Consider the following 11682-nt stretch of genomic DNA (forward strand, 5'->3'; position numbering starts at 1 on the left):
CGGCGAAGGTGACACCGCCGACCGGCGGGCTCGGCGGCAACACGGCGATCGGCGACGGGTACGACATCGCGTGGAAGCCAAGGCCGCCTGCTTGAGGTTGCCCTTGACCTGCTCACCCCGGCCCTCGGCCTCCAGGTCGGGATCGTCGGTCGCACGACCGGCCGCTTCCTTCGCCTTGCCCTTGAGTTCGTCGGCCTTGGCGTCGAACTTGTCGTCGATACCCATGACACCCGGATACCCCCTCCAGGACCGCGGAAACCGGCCGACGATCGCGGATCATCGCGTGGGGGCGGGCTCGACGGTGTGAACCGCAGGCGCGCCACCAGTGGGGCCGGTCACGGTCAGGCGGCCGAACCTGACGCCGTCCCGGTCGCGGCCGGTGGCTGGGGCCTGGCTCCTCGTCCTGGGCGCGGCCTGTGGCGTGGGTAGGCGGGTGGTTGGTCGCGGGCCTCCTTGTTTTCAACCGACGTTTGAGCCCAATGATAACGGCGTATTATTTGAGACTCGCCGGCAAGACCACCCGATCGTGGAGCTGGTGATCAGCAAAGGTGCTGGTCAGGGCGTGAGGAAGAGTCGGTCAGCGGTGAGGCGTCGTCACCGGACCCCGGCGGGGTGGGTCCGGTGACGAGGCGGCGCGCGGCTATGGATGGGTGAGGTTTGCCCATCAGCGGGTCCACGAAGTGGTCGATGTCGGCGATCAGGCACGGAGGCTGGGCGTGCTTGCCCGTGCAGCCCTCCGCCCACCCGCTGCCGTCGCCGTCGTCGACGAACGTGTACGGGATGCCGGCGGCGACCTGTACATCGCGACACCCCTGCCGCGCAGTGAACCGACGTGCTGCGCGGGGCTCTCCCGGTTCCACCCGCCGTCCAGCGGCCAGATCGGCGGACCGAAGACGGACTCCACCGGAACGGTCGGCGTGCCGCCGCCCGGCAGATGCGTGGACGCGATGACGGCCACGCCCCGGCAGGCACGGGATCGTCACTCCGCGCCACCTGATCGACACGACCGGCTCGTCAAGTTACCCGGTGGTACCGTCACGCCGGGGAGCTTGATCGTCGAAGCGCGGATCCGCTGTCGCCGCAAGGCGTGCGCCGGTTCCGGCGGCTCGGCGGAGGTTCGCGCGCCAGGTGCGACGGGGGTCGGGATGAAGGCGTTCCAAGCGGTGCTGGTGGTGCTCGGGCTGTTCGTCGCGGGCACCGGATTGCTGGAGGTCGTGCTGGGGCCGACCGTGCTGCTGCCGGGCAGCCCGCGGCCGGAGCCGACGCTGGACAGCAACTACCGGTTCTTCTCCGCGATGTGGCTCGCGATCGGGGTCGCGATGCTGTCCGTCGTGCCGCGCGTCCGGGAGGCCACCGCGGTGCTGCGTTTCGTCAGCGCGGCCGTGTTCGTCGGCGGTCTGGCGCGGATCGTGTCGTGGCTGGCGGTCGGTCAGCCGCACGCGATGATGCTGGTCCTGCTGGCGATCGAGCTCATCGTGCCGCCGGTCCTGGTGCTGTGGCAGCGCCGTCTGGCCGCATGACCACCACGTCGGGCGCGACCTCCTGCTCGCAGCAGTCGCAGACCATCCGCGTGTGGACGAGGCCGGCGCAGCCCGCGTGCTCGGCCAGCGCGGGCGGTCCGGTCTCCTCGGGCATGTGGCGGTCGCCCCACGCCATGAGCGACAGGAGCACCGGCGTCAGCTCACGTCCCTTGGCGGTGAGCCGGTACTCGTGGCGCGGCGGCCGGTCCTGGTAGAGCACGCGTTCCAGCACGCCGTACTGGACCAGGCCGTTGAGGCGGTCGCTGAGCACGTTGCGCGCGATCGGCATGCGCTGCAGGAACCCGTCGAAGCGGGTGACCCCGGCCATCGCGTCCCGCACGATCAGCAGCGTCCAGCGCTCGCCGACGACCTCGAGGGCGCGCGCGATGGAGCAGACCTGGTCGTCGTATGTGCGTCGGAGCATCCGCGCATGATAGCCACGGCATTCGTCACGGATCCCGTTCGTCGGAGCGCCGGTCGGCGAAGACGGCCCGCCGGGGCATCGGGATGCCGCAGCGGGCCGCACGCGCTCACGGTCGTGGCGGCTCCACGTCCGGCACGCGGTCCGCTTCGTCCGGCCGGTCCGGGACGGCGGGCTGCGGCGCGGAACCCCGGTCGATGACCTCGCCCAGGTAACGCAGGACGACCGCCACGGCGGCCACGACCGGCACCGCGAGGAACGCGCCCGCGATGCCGTAGAGGGTGCTGCCCGCCGTCACGGCCAGCAGCACGACGGCGGCGTGCAGGCGCAGGCTCCGCGACTGGAGCACCGGCTGGAGCACGTTGCCCTCCACCTGCTGCACCACGACGACGATGACCAGCATGATCAGCGCGGTCGTCGGGCCGTTGCTGACCAACGCGACCAGGACGGCCAGCGCGCCCGCGATGAACGCGCCGACGATCGGCACGAAACCGCCGAGGAACGTCAACGCCGCCAACGGCACGGCCAGCGGCACGCCGAGCACCACCAGGCCGAGGCCGATCAGCACCGCGTCCACCAGGCTCACGACCGCCTGGGTGCGGATGAAGTCGCCCAACGTCGTCCAGACCCGCTCCAGCACGACGGTCACGTGCCCGCCGGCGCGCTCGCCGATCACGCCGCGCAGCCACGGCGTGAACCGCGGCCCGTCCTTGACGAACAGGAACGCCAGCAGCAGCGCGACGATGCCGGTGACCAGGCCGGAGGTCACCGTGCCGACCCCGGTGAGCAGGCTGTTCGCGATCGACCCGACGCTGGACCGCAACTGGTCGATGCCCTGCTGCAGCAGCTGGTCGAGCTGGCCCTCGCCGATGTTGAGCGGCGGACCCGCGGCCCAGTCGAGGGCCTGTTGCAGGGCCCGGGTCGCGCTGTCGGCGATCTCGGGCACGCCGGACGCGATCGACGTCGTGATCAACGCCACCACGCCGCCGAGCACGATCAGCCCGGCGAGCAGCACGATCGTCGCGGCCAACGCGGCGGGCACGCCGCGCGAGCGCAGCCACCGGGCGGGCGGCCACAGCACGGTCGTGATCAGCAGGCCGAGCAGGACCGGCATCACCACGACCCACAGCCTGCCGATCAGCGTCCACAGCAGCCAGAAGCCGATCGCGACCAGCGCCAGGCGGGCGCTCCACCGCGCCAGCCAGGTCACCCCGTGCCCGACGGCCTGACCGCGATCGGTCCAGCGGCGGTCTTCAGCGCTCACGTCTCCCCATCCCTCCACCGCGTCGCGCCCTGCGGCGCCTGTGCGGCAGCCTGCCAGAACCGGCCGCGCCGAGCGTGCCGCCCCACCCCGTGTCAAGACCCGCACCAGGACAAAACCTGTCCGGTCGATGACCTTGACCAGTCTCTCGCCGGGCGCTGACGATGGCGGTCCCAGTCATCCGGCGCGACCAGCATCGGGAGTTGACAACGATGTCATCGCTTCGCCACGTCATCACGGTGCGGCTCTTGGCCCTGTTCGCCGTCCTCGGTTCGGTCCTCGTGCCGGTCACGCCCGCGTCGGCGGCGCCCGCCGAGTGGCTGATCACCGCGCCCGGCTCCGCCGCCGTGGCCGCGCACGTGACCCTCGACCCCGCCACCGGCGGCCTGGCGTTCGCCGTCTCCCGGCAGGGCCGCACGGTGCTCGCGCCGTCGCCGATCGGGTTGCGCACCAGCGAAGCCGACCTGACCAGGGATCTGCGGGCGGTCGGCCGCGCGGACCGGCTCGTGACCGAGCGGTACTCCATGACCACCGGCAAGCGGCTGCAGCGGCAGGCCCGGATGACCGAAACCGTGCTGACGTTCGCGGGTCCCGCAGGGGCGCGGCTGGACCTGGTGGTGCGGGTCGCGCCGGACGGCGTGGCCTACCGGTACGTCGTGCCGGACGCCGTCACGGTGACCGGCGAGGCGTCGTCGTTCCGGCTGCCGGCGGACGCCCCGGCCTGGCTGCTGCCCTACAACGCCTGGTACGAGGCCAACCGCGTGCGCACGACGGCTGCGGGCGCGGCGGAGGGCGAGTACGGCTACCCCTCGCTGTTCCGGGTGGGCGACGACTACGCCCTGCTCACCGAGTCCGATGTGGACGGCCGGTACCCGGGCAGCAGGCTGCGGCACGCCGCCGGGTCGGCCGACTACCGGGTCGTGCTCGCGGACGAGCGGGTCGCGGACGTCTCGCGCACGCCCTGGCGCACCGCGATCGTGGGTTCCCTCGCCACCATCGGCGAGTCGACCCTGGTGGACGACCTCGCCTCGCCCTCCAGGATCACCGACACCTCGTGGGTCCGGCCGGGCAAGGTCGCGTGGTCGTGGCTGAGCGAGCACTCCAGCACCGGCGACTTCGAGCGGCAGAAGCGGTACGTGGACTTCGCCGCCCGCCACGGCTGGGAGTACGTGCTGGTGGACGAGGGGTGGCGCGACACGTGGGTGCCGGAGCTGGTCCGGTATGCCCGCGCCAAGGGCGTCGAGGTGCTGCTGTGGTTCCACTGGACCGCCCTGGACACGGAGGCCGAGCGCGACACCGTGCTGCCCAGGGTGCGTCAGTGGGGTGTGCGCGGCGTGAAGCTCGACTTCATGGAGTCCGACTCCCGGGCCCGCTACCAGTGGTACGACGCGGTGCTGGCGAAGACCGCCGAGCTGCGCCTGATGGTGAACTTCCACGGCTCGACCATCCCGCACGGCCTGGCCCGGACGTGGCCGCACGTGATGACGATGGAGGCCGTGCGCGGCGCGGAGAACTTCCCGCCGGCGGCTGCCAACCCGGTGCAGTTCTTCACCCGGAACGTGGTCGGGTCGATGGACTACACGCCGGTGTCGTTGGAGGTCGGCACGAAGGAGGCCTCGGTCGCGCACGAGGTCGCGCTGCCGGTGCTGTACGAGTCGGGGTGGACGCACTTCGCCGACAGGCCCGAGGCCTACGAGCGGTTCCCGGAGGCGTTGCGGTACCTGAGCCAGGTGCCGACGGTGTGGGACGAGACCCGCGTGCTGGGCGGCGACCCGTCCGATCACGCGGTGGTGGCGCGGCGGTCCGGCGACCGCTGGTTCGTCGGCGCGGTGGCGGCCGGTGATCCGCGCGCGCTGCGGGCGTCGCTGGGGTTCCTGGGCGGCGGGCAGTGGCTGGTCGAGGTGGTGCGGGACGGCGAGGGTCGCGGTGACGTGCGGCGGGACGCCCGGATCGCGCGGTCGTCGGCGGCGCTGGAGGTCGCGGTGCCGCGCAACGGCGGCTTCGCGGCGGTGATCTGCCCGTACCTGCCGGGGATGCTGACGTGCGACCGGCCGGTCGTGCCCGTGCCCGCCACCACGCTCGCGGTCACGCCTCCGGAGGTCGTGGACGCGGTGTCGGGGTCGACGTTCGAGGTCACGGGGAGCTTCACGGCCGAGGCCGCCATCGAGGACGTCGTGCTGACGGCGGCGGCGCCCGAGGGCTGGACGGTGACCGGCGCGCCGGTCGAGCGACGTGCCCTGCGGCCGGGCGAGGCGCTCACCGGTCGGTGGACCGTGCGGGTGGGTGACGACAGCCCGGTCGGCGCGGTGGACGTGCCGGTGTTCGCGGAGTTCCGCGCGCCGGGGCACCCGCGGGTGCACGTGGAGCGGGCGGTGCGCGTGTTCGTGCCGCCGCCCGCGCCGACCGGCGAGCCGTACGTGAGCGACCTGCCGTTCATGAGCGAGAGCAACGGCTGGGGCCCGGCGGAGCGGGACCGGTCCAACGGCGAGAACGCGGGCGGTGACGGCAGCCCGTTGACCATCGGGGGTGTCGTGTACGGGAAGGGCGTCGGCGTGCACGCGCCGTCCGAGCTGTCGGTCTACCTGGGCGGTGGGTGCCGGGCGTTGACCGCCGTGATCGGCTTGGACGACGAGACCACGTCGCCGGGCTCGGTGGTGTTCCAGGTCTACGGCGACGGCAGGCTGCTGCACGACAGCGGCGTGCTGCGCGGCGCCGACCCGGCCCGGCCGATCACGGTGGACACCACCGGCGTCCGGATGGTCGACCTCCGCGTGACCGACGGCGGCGACGGCCGCAACTTCGACCACGCCGACTGGGCCGACGCCCGGCTGGCCTGCGCGTGAGAGGGGTTCCGGGCATGCGGATCAACCGTCGCCAGTTGCTGCGGGCGGTGGGTGTCGGCGGCGCGTTGGCGCTGGCGCCCCGGCTCGCGTTCGCCGGGTCCCCGGTCGACGCGGACCCGGTGGCGCGGCTGTACCTCGAGGTGTTGTCGCGCCACACGAGGTGGGCCGAGCAGCAGTACGACCCGGTGGCGGGCCGGTACCGGCGGGCGGACTTCGGGTTCGCCGTCGTCCTCGGCAACGCGGTCCTGCTGACCAGGGGCGACTACGACGCCGAGCTCACCGGCGTGGCCAAGTCGGTGCTGCACGCGCACACCGTGGACACGATCCGGCACTTCGCCGCGAGCAACGTGCTGGCGGGCGGCGCGGAGTGGGGCAAGACGTTGTTCTGGGACACCACGTTCCAGTCGTACTTCGTGCTCGCCGCGCGCCTGCTGTGGGCCGACCTCGGCCCGGCGACGCGTGCCGCCGTCGACGTGATCGCCCGCGGTCAGGCCGCCTACACCGCCGCGCTCGGCACGGGGAACGACCCGCGTTCCGGCGGGTGGACGCCCAACGGGCTCACCGGCGGGTACCGCGGCGACACGAAGCTCGAGGAGATGGGCGTCTACACGCAGGCCCTCGCACCGGGGCTGGCGTGGGCGGCCGACGACCCGGACGCGCGCGCGTGGCGCGAGGCGTTCGGCCGGTGGAGCCGCAACGAGGCCGGGGTGCCGGCCGCCGACCTGGCCAACCCGTCGGTGGTGGACGGGGCGCCGGTCTCGGCCAACACCGCGGCGAACGCGCACGACACGTTCATCGTGGAGAACCACGGCTCGTACGGGCCGCACTACCAGGAAGAGCTGTGGCGCACGTCCGGCCGCAACGCGGTGCACTTCCTGCTGGCCGGCACGCCGTTGCCGGAGGTGCTGACCGCGCAGCCCAACGGCGAGCGGCTGTGGCGCACGATCCTGGCCACGATGAGCGACGCGGGCGAGCCGCTGATGCCGATGGTGGACGACCGGGAGCACCTCTACGGCCGTGACGTGATCCCGCTGGCGTTCCGCTCGCAGGTGTTGGGCGACCGGCTGGCGGCCCGCGCGGAGGCGGCGTTGGCGTCACGGCTGGCGGCGTACCAGGCCTACCCGCCGGTGCACCGGCTGGCGAAGTTCTCCGGTGAGGCGAAGTACGAGCCGGAGGCGCGGGCGGAACTCGCGATCAGCTACCTGCTGCACGAGTGGCGAGCCCGCACCGGGCCGGTGGTGGAGCCGGTGTCGGAGGAGGAGTTCTTCGCCGCGGCGGCCGGCGTCGCGGACCACGGCGTCGAGCCGGGGCTGGTGGCGCACCAGTCGGCCCGCGCGTGGGCGGGGACCGTGACCAAGGCGGGGTACGCGAAGTTCGCCTGGCAGCCGGGGCACGACGACTGGCTGTTCGTGGTCAGCGGCGACACGCCGATGCTCGTGCCGTCGACGTCGTTGGCCGTCCTCGGGCGTTCCGCCGCGGTGTACCAACGGGTTCGCGACGGGTTCGACGGCACGGCGACCCTGCTGGCGTTCGCCGGTGGTCACGTCGGCACGGCGACCCTGCCCACCGGCACGGTGGTCTACGCGACGTCGGGCCTGGCGGCCGGCGAAGGCCGCGTGGACGTGCACAACCTGACCATGCCGGGCGTGCCGGGTCTCGACGGTTCCCGCACGTACCGGGCGGCCGAGGGCGTCGTCACGGTGGCGTCCGCGGATTCGCTCGCGGCCGGTGTCGCGCGGGTGGACGACCTGGCGTTCGGCACGGTGACCGCACGGCACGTGCGCATGGTCGGCGTCTCGCCTCATCCGACTTACGGGTACTCGCTGTTCACGCTGGAGGTGCGGGCCGGGGAGGGGCCGGACCTGGCGCGCGGCCGGGCCACCACGGCGTCGTCCTGGGACACCGGTCGTGAGCCCGGGTCGGCCACGGACGGCAGTCACACCACGCGGTGGGCGGTGTCGCGGGCGGATCGGGGTCGGGCCGACAGCTGGCTCGCGGTGGACCTCGGCGGTCAGGTGGAGCTGGACCGGGTGCGGCTGTACTGGGAAGCGGCGGCCGGGCGGGCGTACCGGGTGCAGACGTCACCGGACGGCGTGACGTGGTCGACGGCGGTGGAGTACCCGAAGCCGGACCTGCGCAGCACGGGCGGCTGGCTGGACGTGGACGGGCGCGCGGGTTTCGTCGTGCACGGGTCGCCGAACCCGATCACGGTCACCGGTGACACCGTGGTGCTGTCCGACGGGCCGGCCGCCGGCATGGTGGTCGAGGGCTACGTCCGACCGCCCGACCTGCCCGGGTCGGCCGCGGCGGGCGCTCCGGTCTGCTCCCCCGCCACCGTTCGCGCCAGTGCGGCCGACGGCTACCTGAGCCTGTTCAACCTCTCCGGCGCACCGGCTGCCGGCACGGTGTCCCTCCGCCAGGACCGCGGCGCGCTCCGCCTCTACGCCGGTCACCAGGTCGTGACACCGACCGGCACCGACTACGACCTGCGACTGGATCCCGCGACCGCCCGCGTCGAACCGCCCCGGTTCACCCTGGAGGGCGACGTGCCGATCGGCGTGACCGCCGTCGTGCACCACGGCGCGCAGGTCACCCTGACCGGCTCCGGCCGGGTCGCCCGCCTGACCGTGGTGTCCGCCGACGGCCGCCGCGTCCCGGTCACCTTGCCACCGCGCGTGCGGCGTGACGTCACCATGCCGCACACCCGCCCGTACCCCCTCGCCGACCTGGCCCTGGGCCGGACCACCTACCCCACCTCTCCCCTGCCACCGGGCATGTCCGACCCGGCCGCCGCCGTGGACGACGACCCCGACACCGCCTGGACACCGGGACCGGCGGGCCGGATGGTGGTGGACCTCGGCGCTGCCCACCACATCGCCGGGATCGACCTGACGTGGACCGCCGGCCAGGTCCCCGCCTGCACCGTCACCACCAGCACCGACGGCCGGACCTACAGCCAACCGACCCCGGTCCCCCGCCGCCACCGCGCCCACCTGACCCTCGACACCGCGGCCCGGTACGTCGCCGTGGCGACCCCCGACTGGCACGCGGGCCAAGCCGCGCTCACCGCCCTCACGGTCCACCCCGCGTGAGAGGCCGGGAACGTGGTGGAGACGTAGGCTCGGGAAGGTGAGTGAGACTTCGGTTGCCGGCGGGAACCCCGAGCACCAGCGGGGTGGGACGTACTCCGTCAAGGGGAAGGAGTACACCCGCGACACGCGGTACATCACCACGCGGATCACCGCGGACGGGCGGGACGGGTTCCCGGTCGTCGGTGGGCGGTACCGGTTGGTGGCGGCGCGGGCATGTCCCTGGGCCAACCGGTCGATCATCGTGCGGCGGTTGTTGGGGTTGGAGGACGCGCTCTCGCTCGGGATGCCCGGACCCACGCACGACGAGCGGTCGTGGACGTTCGACCTCGATCCCGGTGGGCGGGACCCCGTGTTGGGGATCGAGCGGTTGCAGGAGGCCTACTTCAAGCGGGACCCCGAGTACCCCCGCGGGATCACGGTGCCGGCGATCGTCGACACGACGACCGGCGCGGTGGTGACCAACGACTTCGCGCAGATCACGCTCGACCTGTCCACCGAGTGGCGCGAGCACCACCGCGACGGTGCGCCCGACCTGCTGCCGCAGCGGCGCCGCGACGAGATCGAGGCGGTCGACGAGCGGGTCTTCGCCGACGTCAACAACGGCGTCTACCGGTGCGGTTTCGCGGGCACGCAGGAGGCCTACGACGAGGCCTGCACACGCCTGTGGAACGCCTTGGACTGGTTGGAGGACCGGCTGCGCGACCGGCGCTACCTCGTCGGCGACACGATCACCGAAGCCGACGTCCGCCTGTTCACCACGCTCGCGCGCTTCGACCCCGTCTACCACGGCCACTTCAAGTGCAACCGGAACAAGCTGGCCGAGATGCCGGCGCTGTGGGCCTACGCCCGCGACCTGTTCCAGACGCCCGGCTTCGGCGACACGATCGACTTCGCCCAGATCAAGCAGCACTACTACGTCGTGCACAAGGACATCAACCCGAGCGGGATCGTGCCCGCCGGGCCGGACCTCTCCGGCTGGGTCACGCCGCACGGCCGCGAGGCGCTCGGCGGGCGGCCGTTCGGCGACGGCACGCCGCCGGGACCCGTCCGCGACGGCGAACGGGTCGACCCGGCGCACACGCCACTGCGCTGACCGCTGCGACCACGGACGTCACGTACACGTTGGAGACCTCGCTGGTCGAGGTCTTCGCACCGGACTACGCCGCTCGCCTGGAGGCGGCCCGAGCGCGGCTGCCGAGTTCCCTCGGGCCGGCCGACGTCGGTGGTCGCGGACCAGCGGTCACCGTGCCCGGGGCGGGCAGGTGCTCTCCCGCACCACGAGTTCCGTGGCGAGGTCTATGCGCTCGTTCGGCGGACGCTCGCCGCGCGCCAGGCTGAACACCATCTGCGCGGCCGTGGTCGCCATCTCCCGCAGCGGCTGCCGCACGGTGGTCAGCGGAGGCCCTATCCACTCGGTCACGGAGAGGTCGTCGTAGCCGACGATCGACAGGTCGTCCGGCACGGACAGCCCGAGCTCCCGCGCCGCCCGCATCACGCCCAGCGCCTGGAAGTCCGAGCCCGCGAAGATCGCGGTCGGCGGGTCGGGCCTGCTGAGCAGCTCCATGCCGTGCCCGTACCCGCCCTGGACGTAGAAGTCGCCGTACCGCACGAAATCGTGGTCCACGACGACGTTCGCGTCCTCCAGCGCGCTGCGGTAGCCGTCGACGCGCGCTCGGCTGCACAGCATGGTCGTCGGCCCCGAGATGACCGCGATCCGGCGGTGGCCGAGCCCGAGCAGGTGCCGGGTCGCGGCCAGGCCGCCGGCCCAGTTCGCCGACCCCACCGTCGGCACGCCGGGCGGCGGCTCACCCGCGGTGTCCACGAAGACGAACGGGATGTTGCGCGTCGTGAGCTGGCGGCGCTGCTCGTCGTCCAACCCCGCCAGCACCAGGATCACGCCGAGCGGCCGGCGGGCCAGCAGGTCGTCGAACCACTCGCGGCGCGGCCGGTGCTCGCCGCCGAGCTCGGACAGCACCACGGCGGCGCGCTCGTTCGCCGCGGCCAGCTCCACGCCGCGGATGATCTCGGTCGACCACGCCGAGTGCATCTCGTGGAACACCAGGTCGATGAGCGCCGGCCGGGACGACTGGCGCGCTCGTCGTCGCCGGTACCGGTGCTGTTCGATGATGCTCTCCACGCGGGCGCGCGTGTCCGGCGCGACGTCGGGCCGTCCGTTGAGGACCTTCGAGACGGTCGGGATCGACACCCCCGCCTCGGCCGCGATGGACGAGATCGACGCCGCGCCCTTCACCGTCTTCTCCGGCACGACGCCGGCGGCGTCCCGCTCGGTCGACGAACTCATGCTGCCCCCTGTCCGCGTCGCGGTCCGCGCACCGCACCGGATCTAAAGTTTCGACGGCCGAGCGTAAAGGTTCGACCTTCCGATCACCAGCATGACAGCTATCGGCGTACTTTCTTGACGTGATCGGTCCAGTAAACCGGGCGGATCTCCGCACCGGTTCATACCTGTGAACTGCGAAGACACAGGAAGGACACGGACTGTTGACGTCTTGGGGAGATCCTCCTACGGTCTCCCCACCAGATC

8 protein-coding genes and 1 pseudogene are annotated in these 11682 nt (G+C 72.8%); 5 read left to right on the forward strand and 4 right to left on the reverse strand.

Translation table 11 applies throughout. The annotated features are described in order from the left end of the window. Positions 1–8: 8 nt before the first annotated feature. Positions 9–95 (forward strand): FAD-dependent monooxygenase, encoded by an 87-nt coding sequence (locus tag AB0H12_RS41955; protein ID WP_499631398.1) that lies wholly within the window; start codon positions 9–11, stop codon positions 93–95. Here the strand turns inward: AB0H12_RS41955 and AB0H12_RS41960 are convergent. Next, positions 94–225, reverse strand: a pseudogene (locus AB0H12_RS41960) (CsbD family protein); the annotation flags it as partial. The gene AB0H12_RS41955 and the pseudogene AB0H12_RS41960 sit on opposite strands and share 2 nt — an antisense overlap. A 425-nt stretch (positions 226–650) precedes the next feature. On the opposite strand from AB0H12_RS41960, the gene AB0H12_RS41965 reads away from it, so the two are divergent. Beyond that, complete coding sequence (locus tag AB0H12_RS41965; protein ID WP_499631296.1) at positions 651–1520, forward strand: DUF4345 domain-containing protein; 870 nt, start codon at positions 651–653, stop codon at positions 1518–1520. Here AB0H12_RS41965 and AB0H12_RS41970 read toward each other — a convergent pair. Together AB0H12_RS41970 and AB0H12_RS41975 are read right to left on the reverse strand one after the other, a co-directional pair. Beyond that, positions 1471–1944 (reverse strand): winged helix-turn-helix transcriptional regulator, encoded by a 474-nt coding sequence (locus AB0H12_RS41970; RefSeq protein ID WP_499631299.1) that lies wholly within the window; start codon positions 1942–1944, stop codon positions 1471–1473. The two genes, AB0H12_RS41965 and AB0H12_RS41970, sit on opposite strands and share 50 nt — an antisense overlap. Positions 1945–2050: 106 nt before the next feature. Next, the gene (locus tag AB0H12_RS41975; RefSeq protein ID WP_499631302.1) at positions 2051–3205 is read right to left on the reverse strand and encodes an AI-2E family transporter; all 1155 of its coding nucleotides are present in this window, start codon (positions 3203–3205) and stop codon (positions 2051–2053) included. A 209-nt stretch (positions 3206–3414) separates the two neighbouring features. Here AB0H12_RS41975 and AB0H12_RS41980 point away from each other — a divergent pair, with 209 nt between their 5' ends. The 3 genes from AB0H12_RS41980 (at position 3415) to AB0H12_RS41990 (ending at position 10230) form a co-directional block, all read left to right on the forward strand. Beyond that, positions 3415–6045 (forward strand): NPCBM/NEW2 domain-containing protein, encoded by a 2631-nt coding sequence (locus AB0H12_RS41980; RefSeq protein WP_499631305.1) that lies wholly within the window; start codon positions 3415–3417, stop codon positions 6043–6045. A gap of 14 nt (positions 6046–6059) precedes the next feature. Continuing rightward, the gene (locus AB0H12_RS41985) at positions 6060–9137 is read left to right on the forward strand and encodes a discoidin domain-containing protein (RefSeq protein WP_499631309.1); all 3078 of its coding nucleotides are present in this window, start codon (positions 6060–6062) and stop codon (positions 9135–9137) included. Between the two features lie 133 nt (positions 9138–9270). Next, positions 9271–10230, forward strand: a complete 960-nt coding sequence (locus tag AB0H12_RS41990) for a glutathione S-transferase family protein (RefSeq protein WP_499631400.1) — start codon at positions 9271–9273, stop codon at positions 10228–10230. 147 nt (positions 10231–10377) lie between these two features. On the opposite strand, the gene AB0H12_RS41995 is transcribed toward AB0H12_RS41990, so the two are convergent. Beyond that, positions 10378–11439, reverse strand: a complete 1062-nt coding sequence (locus AB0H12_RS41995) for a LacI family DNA-binding transcriptional regulator (RefSeq protein ID WP_499631312.1) — start codon at positions 11437–11439, stop codon at positions 10378–10380. Positions 11440–11682 lie beyond the last annotated feature (243 nt).

Origin of the sequence: Actinosynnema sp. NPDC023794 (genome assembly GCF_040639675.1) — a bacterium.
Taxonomy (GTDB): Bacteria; Actinomycetota; Actinomycetes; order Mycobacteriales; family Pseudonocardiaceae; genus Actinosynnema; species Actinosynnema luteola.

What these genes read in the sequence shown, in the direction of transcription:
- AB0H12_RS41970 (WP_499631299.1), bottom strand. Translation starts at nt 1,944, where the DNA reads ATGCTCCGACGCACATACGACGACCAGGTCTGCTCCATCGCGCGCGCC.
- AB0H12_RS41980 (WP_499631305.1), top strand. Translation starts at nt 3,415, where the DNA reads ATGTCATCGCTTCGCCACGTCATCACGGTGCGGCTCTTGGCCCTGTTC.
- AB0H12_RS41985 (WP_499631309.1), top strand. Translation starts at nt 6,060, where the DNA reads ATGCGGATCAACCGTCGCCAGTTGCTGCGGGCGGTGGGTGTCGGCGGC.
- AB0H12_RS41995 (WP_499631312.1), bottom strand. Translation starts at nt 11,439, where the DNA reads ATGAGTTCGTCGACCGAGCGGGACGCCGCCGGCGTCGTGCCGGAGAAG.